Source organism: Streptomyces sp. NPDC060035, assembly GCF_042736635.1.
Lineage (GTDB): Bacteria > Actinomycetota > Actinomycetes > Streptomycetales > Streptomycetaceae > Streptomyces.
The window spans coordinates 23331-48751 of sequence record NZ_JBHWVO010000003.1; the positions used below are offsets into that span (position 1 = coordinate 23331).

At 71.2% G+C, this 25421-nt stretch carries 19 protein-coding genes; 8 read left to right on the plus strand and 11 right to left on the minus strand.

Features of this window, described 5'->3' with window-relative positions; all coding sequences use genetic code 11:
- Positions 1 to 64 precede the first annotated feature (64 nt).
- The 3 genes from pepN (ACFWBQ_RS05250) (at position 65) to ACFWBQ_RS05260 (ending at position 7308) form a co-directional block, all read left to right on the plus strand.
- Positions 65 to 2647 carry an aminopeptidase N gene (pepN, locus tag ACFWBQ_RS05250; protein WP_385484096.1) on the plus strand — a complete coding sequence of 861 codons (2583 nt, stop codon included), beginning with the start codon at positions 65 to 67 and terminating at the stop codon, positions 2645 to 2647.
- A gap of 173 nt (positions 2648 to 2820) precedes the next feature.
- Positions 2821 to 3828 carry a hypothetical protein gene (locus tag ACFWBQ_RS05255; RefSeq protein ID WP_385484099.1) on the plus strand — a complete coding sequence of 336 codons (1008 nt, stop codon included), beginning with the start codon at positions 2821 to 2823 and terminating at the stop codon, positions 3826 to 3828.
- A gap of 171 nt (positions 3829 to 3999) precedes the next feature.
- Entirely contained in the window at positions 4000 to 7308 is a 3309-nt protein-coding gene (locus tag ACFWBQ_RS05260) for a S8 family serine peptidase (RefSeq protein ID WP_385484102.1), read from the plus strand.
- A 62-nt stretch (positions 7309 to 7370) separates the two neighbouring features.
- Here the strand turns inward: ACFWBQ_RS05260 and ACFWBQ_RS05265 are convergent, their stop codons facing one another.
- Positions 7371 to 8015 carry a hypothetical protein gene (locus tag ACFWBQ_RS05265; protein WP_385484105.1) on the minus strand — a complete coding sequence of 215 codons (645 nt, stop codon included), beginning with the start codon at positions 8013 to 8015 and terminating at the stop codon, positions 7371 to 7373.
- Between the two features lie 2 nt (positions 8016 to 8017).
- Positions 8018 to 8548, minus strand: a complete 531-nt coding sequence (locus ACFWBQ_RS05270) for an RNA polymerase sigma factor (RefSeq protein WP_385484108.1) — start codon at positions 8546 to 8548, stop codon at positions 8018 to 8020.
- A 170-nt stretch (positions 8549 to 8718) separates the two neighbouring features.
- On the opposite strand from ACFWBQ_RS05270, the gene ACFWBQ_RS05275 reads away from it, so the two are divergent.
- Positions 8719 to 9747 (plus strand): aspartate-semialdehyde dehydrogenase, encoded by a 1029-nt coding sequence (locus ACFWBQ_RS05275; RefSeq protein ID WP_385484111.1) that lies wholly within the window; start codon positions 8719 to 8721, stop codon positions 9745 to 9747.
- A gap of 65 nt (positions 9748 to 9812) precedes the next feature.
- Here ACFWBQ_RS05275 and ACFWBQ_RS05280 read toward each other — a convergent pair whose 3' ends face one another.
- Genes ACFWBQ_RS05280 through ACFWBQ_RS05290 form a run of 3 tightly spaced genes read right to left on the minus strand, consistent with a single transcriptional unit; the run spans position 9813 to position 10935 of the window.
- The gene (locus ACFWBQ_RS05280) at positions 9813 to 10160 is read right to left on the minus strand and encodes a type II toxin-antitoxin system PemK/MazF family toxin (RefSeq protein ID WP_385484114.1); all 348 of its coding nucleotides are present in this window, start codon (positions 10158 to 10160) and stop codon (positions 9813 to 9815) included.
- On the minus strand, positions 10147 to 10377 hold the full coding sequence (locus tag ACFWBQ_RS05285; RefSeq protein ID WP_385484117.1) for a ribbon-helix-helix domain-containing protein: 231 nt from the start codon (positions 10375 to 10377) through the stop codon (positions 10147 to 10149). Before ACFWBQ_RS05285 ends, ACFWBQ_RS05280 begins: the two co-directional genes overlap by 14 nt.
- 45 nt (positions 10378 to 10422) lie before the next feature.
- On the minus strand, positions 10423 to 10935 hold the full coding sequence (locus ACFWBQ_RS05290) for a DUF1203 domain-containing protein (RefSeq protein WP_385484120.1): 513 nt from the start codon (positions 10933 to 10935) through the stop codon (positions 10423 to 10425).
- A gap of 113 nt (positions 10936 to 11048) precedes the next feature.
- Between ACFWBQ_RS05290 and pepN (ACFWBQ_RS05295) the strand changes: the two genes are divergently transcribed.
- Entirely contained in the window at positions 11049 to 13625 is a 2577-nt protein-coding gene (gene pepN, locus ACFWBQ_RS05295) for an aminopeptidase N (RefSeq protein ID WP_385484122.1), read from the plus strand.
- 127 nt (positions 13626 to 13752) lie between these two features.
- On the opposite strand, the gene alc is transcribed toward pepN (ACFWBQ_RS05295), so the two are convergent.
- The 5 genes from alc to ACFWBQ_RS05320 all read right to left on the minus strand — a co-directional run bounded on the left by alc (position 13753) and on the right by ACFWBQ_RS05320 (position 18697).
- Positions 13753 to 14901, minus strand: a complete 1149-nt coding sequence (alc, locus tag ACFWBQ_RS05300; RefSeq protein ID WP_385484125.1) for an allantoicase — start codon at positions 14899 to 14901, stop codon at positions 13753 to 13755.
- Between the two features lie 59 nt (positions 14902 to 14960).
- Positions 14961 to 15875 carry a LysR substrate-binding domain-containing protein gene (locus ACFWBQ_RS05305; protein ID WP_385484128.1) on the minus strand — a complete coding sequence of 305 codons (915 nt, stop codon included), beginning with the start codon at positions 15873 to 15875 and terminating at the stop codon, positions 14961 to 14963.
- Positions 15876 to 15953: 78 nt separating this feature from the next.
- Positions 15954 to 16166 carry a hypothetical protein gene (locus ACFWBQ_RS05310; RefSeq protein WP_385485011.1) on the minus strand — a complete coding sequence of 71 codons (213 nt, stop codon included), beginning with the start codon at positions 16164 to 16166 and terminating at the stop codon, positions 15954 to 15956.
- 38 nt (positions 16167 to 16204) lie between these two features.
- Positions 16205 to 18367 carry a 4-alpha-glucanotransferase gene (malQ, locus tag ACFWBQ_RS05315; protein WP_385484131.1) on the minus strand — a complete coding sequence of 721 codons (2163 nt, stop codon included), beginning with the start codon at positions 18365 to 18367 and terminating at the stop codon, positions 16205 to 16207.
- On the minus strand, positions 18368 to 18697 hold the full coding sequence (locus ACFWBQ_RS05320) for a hypothetical protein (protein WP_385484134.1): 330 nt from the start codon (positions 18695 to 18697) through the stop codon (positions 18368 to 18370).
- 295 nt (positions 18698 to 18992) lie between these two features.
- Here ACFWBQ_RS05320 and ACFWBQ_RS05325 point away from each other — a divergent pair, with 295 nt between their 5' ends.
- Positions 18993 to 21989, plus strand: a complete 2997-nt coding sequence (locus tag ACFWBQ_RS05325; protein ID WP_385484137.1) for a beta-N-acetylglucosaminidase domain-containing protein — start codon at positions 18993 to 18995, stop codon at positions 21987 to 21989.
- A gap of 60 nt (positions 21990 to 22049) precedes the next feature.
- On the opposite strand, the gene ACFWBQ_RS05330 is transcribed toward ACFWBQ_RS05325, so the two are convergent.
- Entirely contained in the window at positions 22050 to 22586 is a 537-nt protein-coding gene (locus ACFWBQ_RS05330; protein ID WP_104785722.1) for an HNH endonuclease, read from the minus strand.
- Positions 22587 to 22903: 317 nt separating this feature from the next.
- Between ACFWBQ_RS05330 and ACFWBQ_RS05335 the strand changes: the two genes are divergently transcribed.
- Positions 22904 to 23968 carry a mechanosensitive ion channel family protein gene (locus tag ACFWBQ_RS05335; protein WP_385484140.1) on the plus strand — a complete coding sequence of 355 codons (1065 nt, stop codon included), beginning with the start codon at positions 22904 to 22906 and terminating at the stop codon, positions 23966 to 23968.
- Between the two features lie 186 nt (positions 23969 to 24154).
- Positions 24155 to 25369 carry an ROK family protein gene (locus ACFWBQ_RS05340; RefSeq protein ID WP_385484143.1) on the plus strand — a complete coding sequence of 405 codons (1215 nt, stop codon included), beginning with the start codon at positions 24155 to 24157 and terminating at the stop codon, positions 25367 to 25369.
- Positions 25370 to 25421 lie beyond the last annotated feature (52 nt).

The following is a 25421-nucleotide window of genomic DNA, read 5'->3' on the forward strand; positions in this document are numbered from 1 at the left end:
TGCCGGGGTCTTCGGCCGCATGCGAGGATCAAAGCTGTTCGAATGAGACACAAAGGAGTGTTCCGTGCCCGGTGAAAACCTGTCCCGCGACGAGGCCCGTGAACGGGCCGAGCTGCTGACCGTCGACGGTTACGAGGTCGCCCTCGACCTGCGTTCCGCCGTCGGTGAGTCCGACGGGGGGTCCGGTCCGCGCACTTTCCGCTCGCTGACCACGATCCGCTTCCGCGCCGCGCGCCCGGGGGCCTCGACCTTCGCCGACCTGGTGGCCCAGGCCGTGAGCGCGGTGACGCTGAACGGGAAGGCCCTGGACCCGGCGGCCGTCTTCGACGGAACCCGGCTGGCACTGGACGGCCTCGCCGAGGGGGAGAACGTCCTGGTGGTCGACGCGCAGTGCGCGTACAGCCGGACAGGCGAGGGCATGCACCGCTTCGTCGACCCGGAGGACGGCGAGGTCTACCTCTACACGCAGTACGAGCCGGCCGACGCCCGGCGCGTCTTCGCGAACTTCGAGCAGCCCGACCTGAAGGCCCCCTACCGCTTCGCGGTGACGGCACCCGAGGGCTGGACGGTCCGGTCCAACGGCGCCGAGGAGTTCCACGAGGGCGAGGAGTGGCGGTTCGCCGAGACGAAGCCCATCTCGACGTACATCACGGTGGTCGTCGCCGGTCCGTACCACTGCGAGAGCGACCTCTACACCCGTACCTTCGACGACGGTTCGAAGCTGGAGATCCCGCTGGGCGCCATGTGCCGCAAGGGGCTCGCGCGGCACTTCGACGCGGACGACATCTTCCTGATCACCAAGCAGGGCCTGGACTTCTTCCACGACCACTTCGACTACCCGTACCCGTTCGGGAAGTACGACCAGGCCTTCGTGCCCGAGTACAACCTCGGCGCCATGGAGAACCCGGGCTGTGTCACCTTCCGCGAGGAGTACATCTACCGCGGCAAGGTCACCTCCGCCTCCTACGAGCGGCGCGCCAACGTCATCCTGCACGAGATGGCGCACATGTGGTTCGGCGACCTGGTCACCATGCAGTGGTGGGACGACCTGTGGCTGAAGGAGTCGTTCGCCGACTTCATGGGGTCGTTCTCGATGGTGGAGGCCACCCGCTTCACCAACGGCTGGATCACCTTCGCCAACAACCGCAAGGCCTGGGCGTACCGCGCCGACCAGCTGCCGTCCACGCACCCGATCACGGCCGACATCCGTGACCTGGAGGACGCCAAGCTGAACTTCGACGGCATCACGTACGCCAAGGGCGCCTCGGTGCTCAAGCAGCTGGTGGCGTACGTGGGACGGGACGCGTTCCTGGAGGGTGCGCGCCGCTACTTCAAGCAGCACGCGTACGGCAACACCCAGCTGGGCGACCTGCTCTCGGTGCTGGCCGAGACGTCCGGGCGCGACATGACGGCATGGTCCCGCTCCTGGCTGCAGACGGCGGGCGTCAACGTCCTGACGCCGGCGGTGACGTACGACGCGGCGGACCGGATCACGGAGCTGGTGGTGCTCCAGGGGGCCGCCGCCTCCCACCCGGAGCTGCGCCCGCACCGGGTCGCGGTGGGCCTGTACCGCCGCACCCCCGAGGGTGCCCTGGTGCGGTACGCCCGCGCCGAGGTGGATGTCGCCGGGCCGCACACCGTGGTCACGGAGCTGGCCGGCGCCGAGAAGCCGGACCTGGTCCTGGTCAACGACGACGACCTCACGTACTGCAAGGTCCGCTTCGACGAGGGGTCCCTGGCCACCCTGCGGGACCACCTGGGCGACATCACCGACCCGCTGGCCCGCGCGCTGTGCTGGTCCGCGCTGTGGAACCTGACCCGGGACGCGCTGCTGCCTGCCCGCGACTTCGTCTCCCTGGTCCTGGCGTTCGCCGGCCGGGAGTCGGACATCGGCGTGCTCCAGATGCTGCACGCCTGGGCCCAGTCCGCTCTCGTGCACTACGCCGCGCCGGCGTGGCGCGAGGAGGGCGGCCGGGCACTGGCCGAGAGTGCGCTGCGGGAGCTGCGCCTCGCGGAGCCGGGCGGTCAGCACCAGCTGACATGGGCGCGGTTCTTCGCGGCGGTCGCCGTCTCGGAGGCGGACTTCCAGCTGCTGAGCGGTCTGCTGGACGGCTCGGCCGTGATCGAGGGCCTGGACGTCGAGACGGAGCTGCGCTGGGCGTTCCTGTCCCAGCTGGCCTCGCACGGGGTGGCCGACGAGTCGGCCGTCGACGCCGAGCTGGCCCTCGACGACACGGCGTCCGGCAAGCGCCACCATGTGCGGTGCCTGGCCTCGCGCCCTTCGGCCGAGGTCAAGGCCCAGGCATGGGCGGCGGTCGTGGAGTCGGACAAGCTGTCCAACGCGCTCGTCGGGGCGACGATCGCGGGCTTCGTGCAGCCCTCGCAGCGGGAGCTGCTGGCGCCGTACACGGCCTCGTACTTCGAGGCGATCGAGCGGGTCTGGGCCGAGCGGTCCATCCAGATCGGCATGGACGTGGTCAAGGGCCTGTTCCCGGGGCTGCAGGACGACCCGGCGACGCTGGCGGCGACGGACGCGTGGCTGACCTCCCACCCGGACGCGGCCCCGGCGCTGCGGCGGCTGGTCCTGGAGGCTCGGGACGATCTGGCACGGGCGCTGCGGGGCCAGGAGTGCGACGCCGCAGCCTGACACGGCGACACGGCCGCCCCGTACGTGTGTGCGGGGCGGCCACCGCACAATCCCTGGCGCGACCACTCTTTTCGGCAGTCGAACTCCCGTACTTTAGGACGGCGTTGTCCTGATATGCCGACGGGTTCGTAACAGGGGTTAGCGCCCCCGAGACGTGCGGGAACCTCCGGGGCATGACCCAGAACACCCCGCTGTCCCCCCGCCCCCTTCACGATGCGCGGCAACGCGTGCAGTCCGCCGCACAGTTGCGCGCCCAGGGCGTGACCGCCGCGCAGACCGCCGCGCACTGCCTGCCGGGCGGGCCGTGGCAGCAGTTGCTGCCCGGCGTGTACCTCCTGCACCCGGGCCCGCCCACGAGCCAGGAGCGCGTGCACGGCGCCCTGTTGTACGGGGGCCGGCCACCGGCAGGCGCGCGGCGGACCGTACCGGCCCAGCCCGGGCAGGGGTACGGCGAAGCGATGATCACCGGGCTGGCGGCGCTGGCTCTCCACGGCTTCGCGTCCGCGCCGCCGATGATCGCTCTCCACCGGATCGATGTGCTGGTCCCACGCACGAGGCGACTGCGTTCCACCCGGTTCGTCGACGTGAAGCGGGCGGCCTCGCTGCCCGCGCCCGAACGGCGGCTCGGGGTGCCCGTGGCCCCGGTGGAGCGGGCCCTGGCGGATGCCGTGGCCGGGCTCACGGATGCCCCCACGGTGCGCCGGATGCTGACGGAGGCGGTCCGGGGCGGGCACTGCGAGCCCGCCCCGGTCGTACGGGAGCTGAGTGCGGCCAAGCTGCTGGGCAGGTCCCATGTGGTGGAGGCCGTCGAGGCGTTGCTCATGGAGGGCAGGGCGGTGGCGGAGGCCCGGCTGTACGAGATGGTGCGCAGCTACGGACTGCCGGAGCCGTTGTGGAATGTGGATCTGTGGCTGCAGGGCGGCACGTTCCTGGGCGGCGTGGACGCGTACTGGCCCGAGCAGGCCGTCGCGCTCGAGCTCGGCAGTCGCGGCCCCCGTCAGGAGCACGTCACATACACCGCAGAACGGGAGCATCTGGAACGGCTCGGGGTGACCGCCGTCCGCGTCACGGCGAAGAAGCTGCGCGAGACGATGGCGCAGCAGGCGGTGGTGGTACGTACGGCACTGATGGCGGCCGACGACCGTGAACCGGCCGCGTATGTGGTGGTCCTGCCGCGATGAGCCGCAGCTTTGGCCCCTTTCGTCCCGCATGACGCATTGGCACCGGTGGCGAATCTACGCCATGTCCAGTACTCGCCTCTTCCAAGTCTCCACAAACCCCTGCCATTTACGTAAGGCTGACCGGTCATCGGGTACCGAATTCCGGACTCTCTCTTTCTTTCACCTACAGGGATGCTGATGACCAAGGAATCCCCCAGCTCCATACCCGGGGCGAGACGCGCGGCGCGCATTGCCGCCGCTGCCGGCCTGGTGGCCGCACTGGCCACCTCCGGCGCCGCCCCGGTCTTCGCCGCCGACGACCCGGCGACCACGCCGGTGAAGTCTGCCGCCGCCAGCAACAAGGGCGACAAGCTCGGTGAGGCCGACGCCGATGTGCTGGCGAAGGCCGAGGCCAAGGGCGAGAAGAACATCACGATGATGGTCGCCACCGCCCCCGGTGCGACCGAGCAGGTCACCGAGCAACTGGACGCCGTCAAGGGGTCCGTGCTGGGGCAGACGTACGACAAGCTCGGCTATGTCCGGGCGACCGTGCCGACCGCGACGGCCGAGGCCACCATCAAGGCGGCTCAGAAGCTGTCGTCCGTCCACGGCATCGATCTCGAGCAGGAGATCAAGCTCGACGACCCGACGCCCTCGGGCGACCGGGCCGCCGGGGCGAAGCAGACGAAGTCCACGGGCAGTTACCCGGCGCCGGGCAAGAACACGCCGGCGAAGAACCCGTACAACCCGTCCTTCGAGACGGGTGCGGTCGACTTCGTCAAGCAGCACCCGAAGGCCGACGGCCGCGGTATCACCATCGGTGTCCTGGACTCCGGTGTCGACATCGCCCACCCGGCGCTGCAGAAGACCACCACCGGCGAGCGCAAGATCGTCGACTGGGTGACGGCCACCGACCCCGTGAACGACGGCGACCGTACCTGGCTGCGGATGACCGCGGCCGTCGCGGGCCCGACGTTCACCATCGCCGGCCGCACCTACTCGGCGCCGGAGGGGTCCTACAAGATCCAGCTCTTCTCCGAGGCCGCCACCAAGGGTGGCGACATGGCCGGGGACCTGAACCGGGACGGCGACACCACCGACGTCTGGGCCGTGCTCTACGACCCGACCGCCGGCACCGTCCGCGTCGACCTGAACAACGACGCGGACTTCGGCAACGACGCCGCGCTCACGCCGTACAAGGACAAGCACCAGGTCGGCTACTTCGGCACGGACAACCCGGCGACCCAGATCGTCGAGCGCATCCCGTTCGTCGTCGAGACCCGCAAGAACGTCGTCTTCGACGCGGCGGGCACCACGGCCGACTACGTCAACATCGGCGTCATCGAGAGCGAGCACGGCACGCACGTCGCGGGCATCACCGCGGCCAACGGCCTGTTCGGCGGCGAGATGAACGGCGCGGCGCCCGGCGCCAAGATCGTCTCCTCGCGTGCCTGCACCTGGTCCGGCGGCTGCACCAACATCGCACTGACCGAGGGCATGATCGACCTCGTCGTGAACCGCGGTGTCGACGTCGTCAACATGTCGATCGGCGGCCTGCCGCCGCTCAACGACGGCAACAACGCGCGCGCCGAGCTCTACAAGCGGCTCATCGACATCTACGGCGTCCAGCTGGTCATCTCGGCCGGCAACGACGGCCCGGGTGTCAACACGATCGGTGACCCCGGCCTCGCCGACCACGTCATCTCGGTCGGCGCGTCCATCTCCAAGGAGACCTGGGCCGCGAACTACGGCTCGAACGTCTCCAAGAAGTACGACATGCTGCCCTTCTCCTCGCGCGGTCCGCGTGAGGACGGCGGCTTCGCGCCGATCCTGACGGCGCCGGGTGCGTCGATCAACACCACCCAGACCTGGTTCCCCGGCGGTCCGGTCAAGGAGGCGGGCTACACGCTCCCCGCCGGCTACTCCATGCTGCAGGGCACCTCGATGTCCTCGCCGCAGGCCGCCGGCGCCACGGCGCTGCTCCTGTCCGCCGCGAAGCAGAAGAACATCGAGCTGCCCCCGGCCGATCTGCGCACCGCGCTGACCAGCACCGCCACCCACATCGACGGCGTGCCCGCGCACGCCCAGGGTTCCGGTCTGATCAACATCATCGGTGCCTGGAAGCAGATCGAGAAGAAGGGCGCCCCGGCGCACGAGTACACCGTGAAGGCCCCGGTCGACACGGCGATCGACTTCGCGCTGAAGGACCCGGGCTTCGGCACGGGTCTGTACGACCGTGAGGGCGGCCTGAAGGCCGGCCAGACGAAGTCGTACGACGTCACCGTCACCCGCACCACGGGTCCGGACCGCAACGTCGCGCACAAGCTGTCGTGGAAGAACAACGACGGCACCTTCAAGCTGACCGGTTCGAGCACCGTCTCGCTGCCGCTCGGCAAGCCGGTGACCGTCAAGGTCGAGGCGAAGCCCCGCACCGCGGGTGTGCACAGCGCGATCCTGCAGGTGGACGACAGCAAGACCGTCGGCGTGGACCAGCAGATCCTGTCCACCGTCGTCGTCGCCAAGGACCTGGTGAAGCCGGGTTACGCGTTCTCGACGACCGGCTCGGTGCAGCGCAACAGCACCACGTCGTACTTCCTGAACGTCCCGGAGGGCGCGGAGACGCTCGAGGTCGCGCTGAGCGCCCTGCGCTCGGGCAGCCAGACGCGGTTCATCTCCATCCACCCCTACGGGGTCTCGGTGGAGGACAGCTCCACGATCTTCTGCTACCCGAACTACGAGAACGCGGCCAACACCTGCCGTCCGGACACGCGGTCCTACAAGGCCCCGCAGCCCGGCGTCTGGGAGATCGAGGTCGAGTCGCGCCGTACGTCGCCGCTGCTGGACAACCCGTACAAGCTGGATGTCTCGCTGCTCGGCGCGTCCTTCGACCCGGCGGTGAAGACCATCGCCGAGGCGAAGATCGGCACCCCGGCCGCGGTGGACTGGAAGGTCACGAACAACGCGGGCGACCTGGAGGGCAAGCTCAAGGGCGGCTCGCTGGGTTCGGCCAAGGTCGAGCGTCCGTCGATCTCCACGGGTGAGACGTACGAGACCACGGTCACCATCGGCGAGGGCGTCGAGAAGCTCGACTTCGCCATCGGTGGCACCTCGGACGCCAACGCGGACATCGACCTGTATGTCTACAACGGCGACACGGAGGTCGGTGCGTCCACGACGGCCGGTTCCGAGGAGTCGGTCAGCCTGGTGAAGCCCGCAGCCGGTACGTACACCGTCGTCGTCGACGGCTACTCGGTCCCGGCCGGGACCACCGAGTACGACTACCGCGATGTGTACTACTCCCCGTCGCTCGGCGCGATCAACGTCGACGAGTCGAAGGCCGTGAACCTGGCCAACGGCGCCTCGGCCCAGCTCGGCGCCGAGGTCGTGGTCGCCGGAGCCGCCCCCGAGGGACGTCAGTTCTTCGGTGAGGTCCAGCTGGTGAACGTCCGCGGCACCGCGGCGGGCACCGGCAGCGTCGTGATCGAGAAGGTCACGCCGTAACGACCGGCAGTACGTGAGCAGCGGGGCGGGCGCTCTTCCGGGAGCTCCCGCCCCGCTGTGCGTCATCCCCGCCCTGGGCATTCCATGGAGCGCGAGGCGGGCAGGGCAGCCGTCATCCACTGCCAGGCGGCGGCCCGGTCCCCACCGGTGAAGGACATGACCCCCTCGTCGGGGAAGCGCGAGATGCCCACAACCATGGGCGTGCCGGGCCGGAAGTAGTCCTCCTCCCCGGCCGGGACGACGAACGAGGTCTCCCGCGGTCCCCGGTCCGGCTTGAGGTACCGGTCGACCCGCAGCACGACCCGTACGCGGGTACCGGCCCGTTCCGTACGGCTGATCGTGCCGTCCGCGACGACCCGGGCGCAGGCCATGAGTCCCTCCTCGGTCAGTTTGGCGCTGCCGCCCTCCTCCGACGGCTGGGCGACAGACCAGAGGATTCCGGTCCCGGCCAGGCATGCGGCGATCACCGCCGAGGCGGCAAGCGCGAGTGGCCCCTTCCGGGCCCACCGGGGACGCGAGGGCGTGAGGGTGCCCGGTGCGCCGTCCGTGGTGGCCAGGCGGTCCCCGATGAGGTGCAGCTGCTCGCGGAGCGCCGTCATGTCACGCCTCGCGGCGTCGTACCGGGCAACGGCGGGCGCGTCGCCCGGGTCGGACGCCGACTGCCCCAGCAGGACGGCCATCAGCTCGTCGGACTCATCCGTGTCCATCGTCACACCACCTCGTCCGCGTGAACCCGCGCGAGCCGCTCGCGCATCGCTCGGGCCGCCGCGTGCAGGCGGCTCTTGACCGTTCCCTCCGGGATGCCAAGCTCCGCCGCGATCTGCCGTACCGAGAGGTCCGCGTAGAACCGCAGGACCAGGGCCTGGCGCTGCGGTGCCGGCAGTTCGTCCAGCCCCTCGGCCACCGTGAGAGCCAGCAGGCGGGCCTCCTGACCGTCCTCGGTGCCCGGGTCGGCCGGGCTCAGCGCGGCGAGCCGGGCGCCGACCCGCGCCTGTCGGTTCCTGCTCCGGTGCCAGTCGGCGGCCAGGTTCGAGGCGACCACGGCCGCCCAGGCGCCGATCTCGCGGGGGGCTTCCCGGCCGCTCGCCGAGCGCTCCAGGAGGCGCAGCCGTATCTGCTGCACACCGTCCTGCAGGTCGGAGTGCGGAACTCCGCCCAGTGAAAGAACCGCCCTGACGCGGTTCACCTGTGCCGGGCCCAGAGGATCGTCCCCCGCACCGGCCGACTTCCTTCCCAGCAAGGAATGCCTCCCCTGAATGTGTTTCCCCTCTGACGCGGGAGTGCGGCAGAACGTTCGCCCGCCGCGGGCGTCGCCGTCCGAGGAACGGACAATGGATTGGACAAGGTGGGCGGGGACATACGCATCATGGAGTGGCAACCGTGCCCGTTCGTACGTTTGAAGGAGTCCCTGTGAAGGTCGGAATCGTCGGCGCCACCGGTCAGGTCGGCACAGTCATGCGCAGGATCCTGGCCGAGCGGAAGTTCCCCGTCGCCGAGCTGCGGCTCTTCGCCTCCGCCCGCTCCGCGGGCTCCACGATCACGTACGAGGGCACGGACATCACCGTCGAGGACGCCTCCACGGCCGATTACACGGGTCTGGACATCGTGCTGTTCTCCGCGGGCGGCGCGACGTCGAAGGCCCTGGCCGAGAAGGTCGCCGCCCAGGGCGCTGTCGTGATCGACAACTCCTCCGCCTGGCGCAAGGACCCCGAGGTCCCGCTGGTGGTCTCCGAGGTCAACGCGCACGCGATCGCCGACCGCCCCAAGGGCATCATCGCCAACCCGAACTGCACGACGATGGCCGCCATGCCCGTGCTGCGCCCGCTGCACGACGAGGCGGGCCTGGAGACGCTGACCGTCGCCACCTACCAGGCGGTGTCGGGTTCCGGTGTCGCCGGTGTCGCGGAGCTGCACGGCCAGGTGTCCAAGGTCGTCGCCGACGCGGACAAGCTCACGCACGACGGCAGCGCGGTCGACTTCCCCGAGCCGGGTGTCTACAAGCGTCCGATCGCCTTCAACGTACTGCCGCTCGCCGGCTCGATCGTCGACGACGGTTCGTTCGAGACGGACGAGGAGCAGAAGCTCCGCAACGAGTCCCGCAAGATCCTTGAGATCCCGGGCCTGAAGGTGTCCGGCACCTGCGTCCGCGTGCCGGTGTTCTCGGGCCACTCGCTGCAGATCAACGCCCGCTTCGCGCGTCCGATCAGCGTCGAGCGCGCCTACGAGCTGCTGAAGGACGCCGAGGGCGTCGAGCTCTCCGAGATCCCGACCCCGCTCCAGGCGGCCGGCCAGGACGCCTCGTACGTGGGCCGTATCCGGGTCGACGAGACCGTCGAGAACGGCCTGGCGCTGTTCGTCTCCAACGACAACCTGCGCAAGGGCGCGGCGCTGAACGCGGTGCAGATCGCGGAGCTGGTGGCGGCGGAGCTCAAGGGCTGACCCCTCGCACCCCTCACCCACGAAAGGGCGGCCCCCGATGTCCGGGGGCCGCCCTTTTCGCGACGTCAGAGGGCGAGGTGCCGCCGCAGGGCCGCGTCGATCTCGGTCATGCGCTGACGCGGGACGGTGCCCACCTGCCGCACGAACCGCTCCTGGGCCATGGCGCGTACCTGCTCGCACTGCACCTTGGAGTCTCTCGCCAGACCGGTCTCCCCAGCCCGCAGGAGCACCTGGAAGGGGTAGACGCGAGCAACGTTCGAGGTCAGCGGTACGACGGTGACGACCCCTCGCCCCGTTCGCGCCACAACGGCGTTCGCTCCATCGTTGGAGATGATCACCGAAGGGCGGGCCTTGTTCGCCTCACTGCCACGCACGGGCTCGTAGTCGACCAAATAGATGTCACCGCGTTTCATCAGGGATCCCGTCCCCCGAGAAGCGGTCCCAGAACGCGGCGTCCTCGCTCGCGTCCCATTCGGCGAAAGCCGCCTCGTAGTCCGCCTCCAGGTGGGCGGAGCGCAGCAACTCGATGGCGGCGTGGATCACCGCCGACCGGGAATCCGCCTCGGTCTTCGCGGCGTACTCGTCGACGAAGGCGACATCCTCCTGCGGCAAGCTCACACTGATCTTCATGCCACCTATCCTACCGTGGGTAGGAAAGCACTGGCTACCCGAGTACTACCGCCCGGGCCGGTTCGCTCGCACCTCGAAGTGGAAGCAGCCGTACTCCACGGCCCGCACGTGCACCAGCGCCACCTCCGGATCCGCGAACGCCTCCGCGAAGGCCGCGTCGAAGCCCTGCGAGGGGTCGGCGGGGATCTCCATCAGGCTGCCGCCGACGATGTGGCCGTCAGCGTTGTAGCGGCGGACCGTGCGCAGCGCACCGGGCCGGGCGAACGGGTAGCCGTCCCGGTCCGCCGCCGGCCCCTCGCACTCCTCGGCGTGGATGAAGACGGGGCCCTGCTCGTCGTACGCCCCCGGCCGGGCCCAGGTCTCCGCGGCCCAGCGGCGCAGCGGCGCGTAGGAGACGAGGGCGATCCGCTCCCCGGGCCCGCTCCCCCGCAGGCAGCAGCGCAGCGGATCGCCGCCCTCCTCGGCCTTGTACGGGACGCAGGGCCGGCCCGCGTCGTCCGTCGTGCGGAGGTCGTCGAGGGCGGTGGGGGCGATCGGGCGTGCTTCGTAGGTGGTCATGATCCGAGGGTGGCCCGAACGTCTTTGCCGGTCCGGCGGAAAACGGACATCGCGTTGCGCGTACCCCACGTGGAAGGATGGCCAAAAACGTCGCATATCAAGGAGATGACCGCGTGCCTGGCACGAATCTGACCCGCGAAGAGGCACAGGAGCGGGCGCGCCTGCTGACCGTGGACGCGTACGAGATCGATCTCGACCTCTCCGGAGCGCTGGAGGGCGGCACCTACCGGTCCGTCACCACCGTGCGCTTCGACTCCGCCGAAGCCGGTGCGGAGACCTTCATCGACCTGGTCGCCCCGGCCGTGCACGATGTCGTACTGAACGGCAAGGCGCTGGACGTCGCCGCCGTCTTCCGCGACGCCCGGATCACGCTGAAGCACCTGCAGTCGGGTGCCAACGAGTTGAAGGTCGTCGCCGACTGCTCGTACACGAACACGGGTGAGGGCCTTCACCGGTTCGTCGACCCGGTGGACGAGCAGGCCTACCTCTACACCCAGTTCGAGGTGCCGGATGCCCGCCGGGTGTTCGCCAGCTTCGAGCAGCCGGACCTGAAGGCGAGCTTCCGGTTCACCGTGAAGGCGCCGACCGGCTGGACCGTGATCTCCAACTCGCCGACGCCGGAGCCCAAGGACGACGTCTGGTCGTTCGAGCCGACGCCGCGTATCTCCACGTACATCACGGCCCTGATCGCCGGCCCGTACCACGCGGTGCACAGCAGTTACGAGAAGGACGGCCAGTCGGTGCCGCTCGGCATCTACTGCCGCCCGTCGCTCGCCGAGTATCTCGACGCGGACGAGATCTTCGCGGTCACGCGGCAGGGCTTCGAGTGGTTCCAGGAGAAGTTCGACTACGCGTACCCGTTCGCCAAGTACGACCAGCTCTTCGTCCCGGAGTTCAACGCGGGCGCCATGGAGAACGCGGGTGCGGTCACCATCCGCGACCAGTACGTGTTCCGTTCGAAGGTCACGGACGCCGCGTACGAGACGCGGGCCGAGACCATCCTCCACGAGCTGGCCCACATGTGGTTCGGCGACCTGGTCACCATGGAGTGGTGGAACGACCTCTGGCTGAACGAGTCGTTCGCCACGTACACCTCGATCGCGTGCCAGGCGTACGCCGAGGGCTCGAAGTGGCCGCACTCCTGGACCACGTTCGCCAACTCCATGAAGACGTGGGCGTACCGTCAGGACCAGCTGCCCTCGACGCACCCGATCATGGCGGACATCCGCGACCTCGACGACGTCCTGGTGAACTTCGACGGCATCACGTACGCGAAGGGCGCCTCGGTCCTGAAGCAGCTCGTGGCGTACGTCGGCATGGACGAGTTCTTCAAGGGCGTGCAGGCGTACTTCAAGGCGCACGCCTTCGGCAACACCCGCCTGTCCGACCTGCTGGGCGCACTGGAGGAGACCTCCGGCCGTGACCTGAAGACCTGGTCGAAGGCGTGGCTGGAGACGGCCGGCATCAACATCCTGCGGCCGGAGATCGAGACGGACGCGAACGGCCATGTCTCCTCGTTCACCGTCCTCCAGGAGGCTCCCGCGCTTCCCGCCGGGGCGAAGGGCGAGCCGACACTGCGTCCGCACCGGATCGCGATCGGCTGCTACGACCTCGACGCGGCCGGGAAGCTGGTCCGTACGAACCGGATCGAGCTGGACGTGGACGGCGAGCGCACGGCCGTGCCGTACCCGGCGGGCACGGCACGCCCGGCGGTCGTCCTGCTCAACGACGACGACCTCTCGTACGCGAAGGTCCGCCTCGACGAGGAGTCGCTGGCCGTCGTCACGGAGCACCTGGGCGACTTCGCCGAGTCCCTCCCCCGCGCCCTGAGCTGGGCCTCCGCCTGGGACATGACGCGGGACGGCGAACTGGCGACGCGCGACTACCTGGCGCTGGTCCTCTCCGGGATCAGCAAGGAGTCGGACATCGGCGTCGTCCAGTCACTGCACCGCCAGGTGAAGCTGGCACTGGACCTGTACGCGGCACCCGAGTGGCGCGAGGCGGGTCTGACCCAGTGGACCGAGGCGACGCTCGCGCACCTGCGGGCGGCGGCGCCGGGCAGCGACCACCAGCTGGCCTGGGCCCGTGCCTTCGCGGCGACGGCCCGCACCCCCCTCCAGCTGGACCTGCTGCGGGCACTGCTGGACGGCACGGAGGTCATCGAGGGGCTGGCCGTCGACACGGAGCTGCGCTGGGCGTTCGTACAGCGGCTTGCCGCGACGGGTCTCCTGGACGAGGAGGAGATCGGCTCCGAGTACGAGCGCGACAGGACGGCTGCGGGCGAGCGTCACGCGGCGTCCGCACGTGCGGCGCAGCCGTCCGCCGAGGCGAAGGCTCAGGCGTGGGCCTCGGTGGTCGAGTCCGACAAGCTGCCGAACTCCCTCCAGGAGGCGGTCATCGGCGGTTTCGTCCAGACCGACCAGCGTGAGCTGCTCGCCCCGTACACGGGGAAGTTCTTCGGGGCGGTCAAGGACGTCTGGGACTCGCGCAGCCACGAGATGGCCCAGCAGATCGCGGTCGGCCTGTACCCGGCCCTCCAGGTCTCGCAGGCCACGCTGGACGCGACGGACGCCTGGCTGGCCTCGGCGGAGCCGAGTGCGGCGCTGCGCAGGCTGATGTCGGAGTCCAGGGCGGGCGTGGAGCGCGCACTGACGGCGCAGGCGGCGGACGCGGCGGCAGCGACCGCATAGCGGTCCCTCCGTACGGACGAGGGGGCGCCTCCCTTGGGGGCGCCCCCTTCGTCGTGCTCGGCTGTGGAAACCCGCCCGGCGGGCAGGCGCTGGTGCGCAGCCGTCCGCCGGGCGGGAGCGGGGGGGATTACGAGGCCGACTCCTGGTAGCGGCGGGCCAGTTCGGCCGCGCCCGTCTCCGTCAGGGAGCCGTGCAGGCGCATCCGGGCCACTCCGCCGTCGGGGAAGGTGTCGAGACGGACATGGGTGACCACGGTCCCGGCGTCCAGGGCGAAGCGGTGCAGGGTGTCGGGCTGGAGCCCGGTGCGGGGAATGATCTCGAACCACTCGCCGGTGTCACCGTCACGGCCGTGGAGGCTGATCCAGCCGGCCGCGTTGCCCTTGAGGCAGGCCGTGTCGATCTCGACGGCGCGCACCGCACCCTGGGCGGGCAGCCGGAAGCGTACCCAGTCGTTCGTGTCGCGGACCCGGCGGCGGCGGTTCTCCCAGCCGTCGTCCATCTTGCGGGAGGTCCCGGGCAGGATGATCTGGGCCGGCGAGGAGTAGAAGCGGTCCGAGGCGTCCTCGTACGTACCGCCGTTGAGGATCGAGATCAGGTCGACCGTGCCCAGCGCCGCGAGCCAGGCCGGGTCGGGGACGACCTCGCCGTGGACACGGAGGCGGGCGATGCCGCCGTCCGGGTGCTGGCAGAGACGGACGTGGGTGTGGCGCCGGTCGCCGGTGACCTCGAAGGCGTTGGCCGCGTGGCCGCGCACGGGGGTCTGCGGGACGATCTCCTCCCACTTCACGTCGTCGGCGAGGAGCTGCTCGGGGCTCGGGGTGCCTTCCACGGCCGTTGCCTGGACCGAGACGCGCTGCGGGTAGTTGCCTCGGAAGTGGGCCGTGTCGACGACGATGCCGCGGATGATGCCGGGGGCGCCGAGGCGGACGATCGCCCAGTCGTGGTCCCCGGGGGCAGGGAAGGGGCAGGCCGCGTCCGCGCCGCGGCGGCGGCGGGTCTCCCAGCCGTCCATGATCTTGCCCTTGTGGCCGAAACGCTCGGGGTCGAAGACGGCGGGTTCGCGGATCAGGAGGTTCTCGCGCTCGGCGAAGAACTCGTCGTTGGCGGCGATCACACCCGCGCCGAGGCGGCGGTCCGCGAGGTCGACGAGGTCGGTGAACGCGAGGCCGGTAGCGGTGCGGTAGTCGGCGTACGGGTCGCCGCCGCTGTAGGGGGCCGCGTCGTTGGCGTGGGGGTCGGTGTCCTGGAGTGTGCTCTCGTTCGCGTCGAAGGTCATGCGACGACTCTCGTACCGAGAGACCCATCAGGTCCATCGAAAGTTTTCGCACAGTCCGTTCAGTTCTGCTTAACGGCGACCTGCTCCAGCGCTGCCAGCACCCGTGCCACCGCCGGACCCCGCTCGGCCCCCTGCCGTACCGCCGCCACCACATGGCGGCGCGGCCGGTCGGCGTCCAGGACCCTCATGGCCACACCGTCGCGCGGCCGGTCGGCGCCCGACGCCATCCGGGGAATCAGCGCGACACCCATGCCCGCCTCCACCATGGCGAGGATCGCGGTCCAGCCGGACGCGCTGTGGGCCTGCTCGGGGACGAAGCCGGCGGCTTCGCAGGCGGCCGTCGTGATCTGCGACCAGGGGCCCGAGTTGCCGAAGATCCAGGGCTCGGCGGCGAGGTCGGCCAGTCGCAGGCCCGGGGTCCGGACGAGAGGGTGGTCCGCGGGCAGCGCCACGTCCAGGGGGTCGGCCAGGAGCGGCAGGAGGGTGAAACGGGGGTCGCGGGCGGTCGGGGCGTGCGCCGCCAGGGAGAGCGCGAGGTCCACCTCCCCGGCCGAGAGCAGCTCGTACGCCCGGGCCGCCTCCGCCTCCCGTACGCGCACCTGGGGGCCGGGCCGACTGTCCGCCCTCAGGAGCCGGACAGCCGGTACGACGAGGGCCGGGACGGCCGTCGAGAAGGCACCGACCCGCACCTGTCCCGCCTCACCGCGCAGATAGCCCGTCAGCTCGGCGTCGGCCCGCTCCAGCTGGGCGAAGACCGCCTCGGCATGGCGCAGCACGAGGTGCGCGGCGTCGGTGAGCCGGACGCGGCGGCCCTGTGCCTCCAGCAGGGGGACGCCGAGCTGCTTGGCCAGGTTCGTGAGCTGCTGCGAGACGGCCGACGGGGTCATCATCAGGGCCTCGGCCGTCGCGGTCACCGTGCCCCGGTCGCGCAGGGTGCGCAGAATGCGGAGCTTCTTGACGTCCCACTCGGTCATGGCCGCAACCTACCGGTGTCCGGACATGCGGATGCGCCGCGCGGTACGGGGTACCGGCGGCGCATCCGTGAAGAGCTTCTAGGCCTGCTTCTTGGACTTGTCGAGGACCATGACCAGCCCGACGATCACCAGGAAGAGGACGATCGGCAGCGCGACGTAGAGACCGAGGGTCTCCATCACGTTCAGTCCCTGACCCGGGTCGTCACCGTCGTCGCGGGTGAGAGCGAGCGCGGGGGACGACATGAGCAGCATCATCAGCGTCGTACCGGCCGCGACGGCGCCGGCGCGCATAGCGTTCTTCTTGTCCACGGTGCAAACGTAGCGAACGCCTAGGAGCGGCGCGCGCCCGGGGGTGCCGTACGGGACTCCGCCGGCTGCGTGTGGGGCCTCAGAACGTCCATCAGCCTGTGCAGTCGGGGCGATGCGGCAATCTCCTCCAGGCTGACCGGGTGGCCTTCCCCGTCGGCGATGGGCAGGCGCCAGTTGGGGTACTGGTCCCAGGTGCCCGGAAGATTCTGCGGGCGGCGGTCACCGACGGTGTCCGGGAGCCAGACCCCGGCCATCCGGGCCGGGGTGCGCAGCAGGAAGCGGTGGACGGCGCGCACGGCGGCCTCCTCGTCGCCGTCGCCCTCGGGCAGCAGTCGGAGCCGGGCCAGGTAGGAGAGCCACTCGGCGGTGTCGGTGGCGTCCTCGGCAAGTTCCTGCTCCAGGGGCCGGCTGAGCAGCCCCAGCCGGTGTCGCAGCGTCACATGCTCGCCCGTCAGCCGGGCGGCGGTGGACGGGAGGTCGTGGGTGGTGGCGGTGGCCACGCATTCCCGGCGCCAGCTCTCGGGGGGCAGCGGGCGCCTCGTGCCGTCCCAGTCGCGCTCGAACCAGAGCACGGACGTGCCGAGCACCCCGCGCCGGGCGAGCGCCTCGCGTACGCCGGGCTCGACGGTGCCCAGGTCCTCCCCTATGACGACGGCACCCGCACGGTGCGCCTCCAGGACGAGAACGGCGAGCATCGCCTCGGCGTCCTGGCTGACATAGGTTCCCTCGGTGGGCGGGCTGCCCTCGGGCACCCACCAGAGGCGGAAGAGGCCCATGACGTGGTCGATGCGCAGGGCGCCCGCATGGGCGAGGAGGCCGCGCAGGAGGCCGCGGTAGGGGGCGTAGCCGGACGCGGCGAGCGCGTCCGGGCGCCAGGGCGGCAGCCCCCAGTCCTGGCCGTGTGCGTTGAAGGCGTCCGGGGGCGCTCCGACGGACATACCGTGCGCGAAGGCGTCCTGCTGGGCCCAGGCGTCGGCCCCGTCCGGGTGGACGCCGACCGCGAGGTCGTGGACGATCCCGACGGCCATCCCGGAGTCCCGCGCGGCGCTCTGGGCGGCGGCGAGCTGGGTGTCCGTCAGCCAGGCGAGCCGGCAGTGGAAGTCGACCCGGTCCAGGAGCTCGGTGCGGGCGCGGGCGCTCTGCGGGGAGCGCGGATCACGGAGCCCCTCGGGCCAGCCGCGCCACTCGGAGCCGTGCACCTCGGCCAGGGCGCACCACAGGGCGTGGTCCTCCAGCGCCTGCCCCTGCCCGGCCAGGAAGTCGCAGTAGGCGGCACGGCGGCCGGGGGTCAGCGGGACCTGGGCGATGAGCTCCAGGGCCTGCTTCTTGAGCTCCCAGACGGCGTCCCGGTCGATCAGCGCCCCCTTGTTCAGGACGGCCTCGCCGAGTGACGCGGCGTCCTGGCGCAGGTCGTCCAGCGCGGCCCTGTCGGATACGTGCCCGTACTCCGGGACCGACTCGATGTGCAGATGTACGGGGTCGGGGAAGCGCCGCGATGAGGGGCGGTAGGGGGACGGGTCGGTGGGCCTGCCGGGCACGGCGGCGTGCAGCGGGTTGACCTGGACGAAGCCGGCCTGCAGGGTCCGTCCGGACCAGGCGGCGAGGTCGGCCAGGTCCCCCAGGTCGCCCATGCCCCAGGAGCGGGCGGAGAGCAGCGAGTAGAGCTGGACGAGGAAACCGTGCGTGCGGGCGGGTGGCTGGGGTACGCGGTCCGGTGCGACGACGAGCGTGGCCGTGGCGTAGCGGTGGTCCGGGGCACGGACGGTCAGCCGGTGGACGCCCAGGGGCGGTTCGTTCCACCAGGAGGGTGTGCGCGGCGCACTCCCGGCCGGGGGTGTCGCGCCGGCCATCGGGACCTGCATCCGCAACGGTGTCGGCGCCTCGGTGCTTCCCGGCTCGTTCTCGGGCTCGACTGAAAGTGTCGCGCCGGGCGGCAGGGCGGTCAGGGCGGGCGGCAGCGGCTCTCCGGCCCAGGTCACCACCGTCGGCGGGAGCAGGCGGGAGGCCGCTGCCGATTCGGCGGCGGCGAGCGATCTCCCCACCTCCGCGGGGGTGGCGGCGTCCACGCCCAGCGCGGCGAGCACGGCCTTGACCGTGTCGTCGGGGACGGACACCGTGACATCCGTGGACGGGGAGAAGGAGGTGGCGACGCCGTGCAGTGCGGCGAGCCGGAACAAGCCCATTCAGACTCCTGGGGACTCCATGCCCCCCGCGGTGCCGGGTGCTGTCGGCTCGCTGGTCAGAGGGGCGACGACGGCGAGCGGTGGCTCGCTCGTGAGTGGGGTGGCATCGGCGAGCGGAGGCTCGCTGGTCAGCGGGGCGGCGTCGGCGAACCCGTGCTCGCCCGTGAGGTGGGAGACGTCGGCGAGCGGCAGCTCGCTGATCATGAGGGGCGCGACATCGGTCAGGGGCGGTTCACTGGTCAGCGGATCACTGGTCAGCGGGTCAGGACCCGTGGGGCTCGGTACCTGTTTGGAAAGGGCGGAGAGCAGAAGCTGCGCGGAAGCGGGCACGGTGGCCTCCTGGCCGTGGACAACAGGACACAGCAGGCCTACCCAGCGGGCACGGGAGCAGGCGTAGGCGTGACACAGGCGTTATGACAACGAGCCCAACGTGCCGTGGGTCACAAACCGTTCCCGTGCACGTCGGGTATGGGTGGTTTTCGGCCACTCGCTGCCTGCCCGGTCGCGCACACGAACCACATCGTGCGACACATCGGGCATATCCGTCACAACAGCCACGCGCATTGACACCCTCGCGCCCGGGTGGTGGGCTCGGAGCCCACTGGCAGGACGAAGGGAGAACGGCGTGCAGCTCGGGCGCAGAAGGCGTGCGACGGCCGTCGCCGTCGCCGTGATCGGCGGACTGCTCGGCTCGGTCGCACCGGCAGCGGTCGCGGCCCCCGTCGTCCCCGGCACACCCGCCGCGACCACGCCCGACCGCGCCGACGGAACGCAGCTGCCCTCCGTCTGGCCGCGGCCCCAGGCGATCAAGGCGTCCGGGCAGGCCGTACCCCTCGGCACGGAGGTCACCCTCCTCGCCGACACGGATGCCGACCGCCATGCCGTGGCCGAGCTCAGGGCGGTCCTGGGCGACGCCGGGGTACGGACCGTGCACGACGCCTTGCCGGGCCGCGGCCCGGTGATCAGGATGGGCGGTACGGGCGCCGGTCAGGCGCTGCGGGCCCTCCGCGCACCCGAGCGCGCCGACCTTCCGTCCGGCGGCTACCGGATCGCCGTGGGCCTGTTCCAGGGCCGGTCCACCGTCGCCCTGGACGGCATCGGCGAGGACGGCCTCTTCCACGGCGTCCAGACCCTGCGCCAGCTCATCAGCAACGGCACCGTCGCCGGCGCCGTGGTCCGCGACTGGCCGGGCACCGCCGTGCGCGGCATGGCCGAGGGGTTCTACGGACAGCCGTGGACCCGCGAGGAGCGGCTCGCCCAGATCGGCTTCATGGGGCGTACGAAGCAGAACCGCTACCTCTACGCGGCCGGCGACGACCCCTACCGGCAGGCCCGCTGGCGCGACCCGTATCCGGCCGAGCGGCGAGCCGATTTCCGGGCTCTGGCCGAGAAGGCGGGCACCGAGCACGTGACGCTCGGCTGGGCCGTCTCTCCCGGACAGGCGATGTGCATGGCGTCCGACGCGGACGTCAAGGCGCTGACGCGGAAGATCGACGCGATGTGGGCGCTGGGCGTCCGGGTCTTCCAGCTGCAGTTCCAGGACGTGAGCTACAGCGAGTGGCACTGCGACAAGGACGCGCAGACGTTCGGCAGCGGCCCCGAGGCGGCGGCCAGGGCCCAGGCCCGGGTCGCGAGCGCGGTCGCCCGGCATCTGGCGGAGCGCCACCCGGGCGCGGAGCCGCTGTCGGTGATGCCGACCGAGTACTACCAGGACGGTGCCACCGACTACCGCACCGCGCTCGCCGCCGAGCTGGACGACCGGGTGCAGGTGGCCTGGACCGGCGTCGGCGTCGTACCGAAGACCATCACCGGGCGTGAGCTGGCCGGTGCGCGGGCCACCTTCCGCCATCCGCTGGTCACCATGGACAACTACCCGGTCAACGACTACGCACAGGACCGGATCTTCCTCGGTCCGTACACCGGCCGGGACCCGGCCGTGGCCATCGGCTCGGCGGCGCTGCTGGCCAACGCGATGGAGCAGTCGTCGGCTTCCCGCATTCCGCTCTTCACGGCCGCGGACTTCGCCTGGAACCCGAAGGGGTACCGGCCGCAGGAGTCCTGGCAGGCGGCGATAGACGACCTGGCGGGCGGCGACGCCGATACCCGGGCGGCGCTGCGTGCGCTGGCCGGCAACAGCGCCACGTCGGTGCTCGGGGGCGACGAGTCCGCCTATCTGCAACCGCTGTTCGCCGCGTTCTGGACGTCCCGCGCGACGGCGAACGCGACGGCCCGTGACGACGCGGCGCGTGACCTGCGGGCGGCGTTCTCCGTGATGCGCCGGGCCCCGCAGCAGCTGAAGACCCCGGCGGACGGGCGGCTGGACAACGAGGTGCGGCCGTGGACCGAGCAGCTGGCCCGGTACGGCCGCGCGGGCGAGCTCGCCGTCGATCTCCTCCAGGCGCAGACGCGCGGCGACGGAGCGGCCGCCTGGAAGGCCCAGCTGGCGCTGGAGCCGCTGCGCAAGGAGATAGAGGCGAGCGGCGCGACGGTCGGCAAGGGCGTGCTCGGCCCGTTCCTGGACCGGGTCCGCAAGGAGTCCGACGGCTGGAACGGCACCGACCGCGATGCGGGCACGGTGAGCCGGGACACGAACAGCTATACGGTCCGCCTGGACCGTGCCCGCCCGGTCCAGGCCGTCACCACGATGGCCGAGCCGGGCAGCGGGGCCGCGGACGCGGTCCTGGAGGCCCATGTGCCGGGCGAGGGCTGGCGCGGCCTCGGCCCGCTGTCGACGGCCGGCTGGACGCATATGTCGGTGAAGGACCTGCGTGCGGACGCGCTCCGGGTCACCGTCCCGGCTGCCCGCCCCTTCCTCACCCGGCCGTCGGCACCGGGTGTCACGGGCGCGCCCTCGGTCGTCACCGGTGCGGGCCGCAGCTCCGCGGCGGTGCGTGCGCTGGTGCCGTGGTTCGGTGACGAGCCGGCGGCCCGGCTCGACCTCGTACGCGGCGAGACGGATGCCGTGATCGGAGGCGGTACGCAGCGTGTCGAGGCGCGGCTGGCCGGCCGGCGCCCCGCCGAGGTAAGGGGTTCCCTGACCGCGAAGGCGCCCAAGGGCATCAAGGTGACGGTGCCGAAGCAGACGACGGTGCCGCGCGGGTCCCGTACGGATGTCCCGGTGGACATCACCGTCCCGGCGGACACTCCGGCCGGCGAGTACGAGGTGCCGCTGAGCTTCGGCGGCGAGGAGAGCACGCTGACCGTGCGGGCCTACCCGCGCACCGGGGGCCCCGATCTGGCGCGTACGGCCACGGCGTCCTCGTCCGGCGACGAGACTCCGGACTTCCCGGCCGCCGCGGCCTCGGACGGCGATCCCGGGACGCGCTGGTCCTCGCCCGTCGAGGACGGCGCCTGGTGGCAGACCGAACTGCCCCGGCCCGTCAGGCTGGGCCAGGTGGTGCTGCACTGGCAGGACGCGTACGCCTCCCGCTATCGCGTCCAGGTCTCCGCGGACGGCCGTACCTGGCGTACGGCGGCGACCGTGCGGGAGGGCGGGGGCGGGCGCGAATCGGTCCGGATGGACGCGAAGGACACCCGCTTCATCAGGGTGCAGGGCGACGGGCGGGCCACGCAGTACGGCTACTCGCTCTGGTCGGTGGAGGCCTACGCCGTCGCCGAGTAGCACCGCGGGGCCCGTGGCGAGCCCGGGAGCCTTGTCCCGGGACGACAGAGGCCCGGGTTCTCAGGCGGAAACGCCATCGATCCGGGCCATCACGTCGTCCGCGCCGAACGGTTGCAAGTACGGCAGCCAGCGCGGATCGCGGTGTCCTGTCCCGATGATCCGCCAGGCCAGACCGCTGGGCGGGGCGGGCTGATGGCGCAGCCGCCAGCCGAGCTCGGGCAGATGACGGTCGGCCTTGACATGGTTGCAGCGGCGGCAGGCTGCCACCACGTTGTCCCATGCGTGCTGTCCGCCGCGGCTGCGCGGAATGACGTGGTCGACGCTGGTCGCGGCGGCACCGCAGTACATACAGCGCCCGCCGTCCCTGGCGAAGAGCGCCCGGCGGGTCAGTGGAACGGGCCCCCTGTAGGGGACCCGTACGAACCGCTTGAGGCGGACGACGCTGGGCGCCGGCACAGCACGGGTGGCACTGTGCATGAAGGCGCCGGACTCCTCGAGGCAGATGGCCTTGTTCTCGAGGACGAGGACGAGCGCGCGGCGGAGCGGTACGACGCCGAGCGGCTCGTACGACGCATTGAGAACCAGGACATGCGGCACGGTGGATGCCTCCTTGTACGCCGGCGGCGCGTGGCTCGCGCCGGGACGATCCGATCTCAGTCTCTCCTCATGCCTGGTCGAAGCGCCACCACGTCCGGGTAACGGGCCGGAGGGATTTTTCTCACTCCCGGCCGGACGCACCGCCGGGAAGCAGCGGAACAGGCGCTTCACCACGGCAGCCGGTCGCACTGTGCGATCGGCCACACCCTCTGTATCCCCGGGTGAGACGTGTCTCTCCCCTTCCAGCGGCAACGAACCACTCCCCCGGCTTCGTTACTGTGGTTGGTCTGCTGTCGCCCCACCTGGAGGTCCCCGCCGTGTTCCTGTCCGCCCTCCTGGCCGCAGCCCCGTCACCAGCGCCGGCCGGCTCGCTGGACGAAGCCGCCGAACGGGCCGGGAACGCCGCCGGATGGGTCGAGGAGAACTGGTCCACCTGGCTCAACACCGGTCTGCGCATCGTGCTCATCGCGGCGATCGCGCTCGTACTGCGGTACGTGATCCGGCGGGCCCTGACCAATCTCATCGACCGGATGAACCGCAGCGCCCAGGCGGTGGAAGGCACCGCCCTCGGCGGCCTGCTGGTCAACGCGGAACGCCGCCGTCAGCGCTCGGAGGCCATCGGTTCCGTACTCCGTTCGGTTACGTCGTTCCTGATCCTTGGCACTGCTGCCCTGATGATCCTGGGCGCGTTCCAGATCAATCTGGCCCCCTTGCTGGCCTCCGCAGGCGTCGCAGGTGTGGCCCTGGGCTTCGGCGCCCGCAACCTCGTCACCGACTTCCTGTCCGGCGTCTTCATGATCCTTGAGGACCAGTACGGGGTCGGCGACCAGATCGATGCGGGTGTCGCCTCCGGCGAGGTCATCGAGGTGGGTCTGCGCGTCACCAAGCTGCGCGGCGACAACGGCGAGATCTGGTACGTCCGCAACGGCGAGGTGAAGCGGATCGGCAACCTCAGCCAGGGCTGGTCCACGGCCGGTGTCGATGTCACGGTCCGCCCGACCGAGGACCTGGACCGGGTCCGTAAGGCGATCGCCGAGGCCGCCGACTCCATGACCAAGGAAGAGCCGTGGTCGGAGCGCCTGTGGGGCCCGGTGGAGGTCCTCGGCCTGGACGCGGTCCTGCTCGACTCGATGACCGTCCGGGTCACGGCGAAGACGATGCCGGGCAAGTCGCTGGGCGTGGAGCGCGAGCTGCGCTGGCGGATCAAGCAGGCGCTCGACTCGGCCGGCATCCGCATGGTCGGCGCCGTCCCCCTCCAGTCGGAGGGGGAGTCCGCCCCGGACCTGACGGCAGGCGTGTCCGCCCCGTCGGCGTACGCGTCGGCGACCTCGCCGCAGTCGCTCGCCACCAACCCGATACCGCCTCCGAACCTGACGAAGTAGCACCGGCCCGGGTACGGGCGAAGGGGCGCCGCGCGGACTGCGCGCGGCGCCCCTTCGCTGTCCGCCCGGCTTCAGGTAACGCTTTGATTGCCGCAAGGGTGGACACCATTGACGTGCCGGTGACGTGCGCCATACGTTCCTCCCACCGAATAGGAAACTTTCCTAACAGAGGCAGGTGCATCCGTCATGGCGGGAACCACTCCGGGCACGCCGGGTACACCGCGCGTCCTTCGCGCCATGAACGACCGGGCCGCCCTGGACCTGCTGCTGGAGCACGGCCCCCTCTCCCGTACGAGGATCGGGAAGCTGACGGGCCTGTCCAAGCCCACCGCGTCCCAGCTCCTCGCCCGGCTGGAGGCGGCCGGACTCGTCGTGGCCACCGGTACGAGCGAGGGGCGGCCGGGCCCCAGCGCACAGCTGTACGCGGTGAACGCGCGGGCCGCGCACGTGGCCGGGCTCGATGTGACCGCGCATCGGATCGTCGCGGCGGTCGCCGATGTGACCGGCCGGACAGTCGGTGAGTACGAGCTGGGCACCCCGGGGCGGCGCACCGACAGCGTGGTGCGGCAGGTGACGGACGCCCTGGACGGCGCGGTCAAGGAGGCCGGGCTCGCCCGCGCCGATGTCCACCGTGTCGTCATCGGCACCCCGGGCGCCTTCGATCCCGGTACGGGACGGCTCCGCTACGCCTCGCACCTGCCCGGCTGGCACTCCCCCACGCTGCTGGACGAGCTGGCCGCGTCCCTGCCCATGCCGGTGGAGTACGAGAACGACGTGAACCTGGTCGCGGTGGCCGAGCAGCGGCTCGGAGCGGCCCGGGGACACGAGGATTTCGTCCTGCTGTGGAACGAGGAGGGCCTCGGCGCCGCCCTCGTCATCAACGGCCGGCTGCACCGCGGCTTCACCGGCGGTGCGGGCGAGGTCGGGTTCCTGCCGGTGCCGGGCACCCCCCTCGTACGCCAGGTCGTGAAGGCCAACGCCGGCGGCTTCCAGGAGCTGGCCGGTGCCCAGGCGGTCCCCCGGCTCGCCACCTCGCTCGGCATCGACACCCCGCACCAGCCGTACGCGGAGGTCGCGGCCGGGCTGCTCGCCCGGGCCGCCGCCGCGTACGAACAGGACCCGGCACTGACCGAGCTGCTGCGGCAGTACGCCCAGCGGCTCGCCACCGGTCTCGCGTCCGTCACCGCCGTGCTCGACCCCGGCCTGATCGTGCTCTCCGGCGAGCTGATCGCCTCGGGCGGCGAGCTGCTGCGCTCCCTGATCCAGTCCGAGCTCGCCGAGCTCGCGGCGTCCCGGCCCCGTCTCGCACTCGGCGGGATCAGCCGGCATCCGGTCCTGCGGGGTGCCCTGGAACGGGCCCTCGCGGACACCCGCGACGAAGTGTTCGACACCTCTCGCTGACCCCCGTCCCCCTCCTGCCTTCTCCTCTTCCACCTGTCACTGGGAGCTTTGC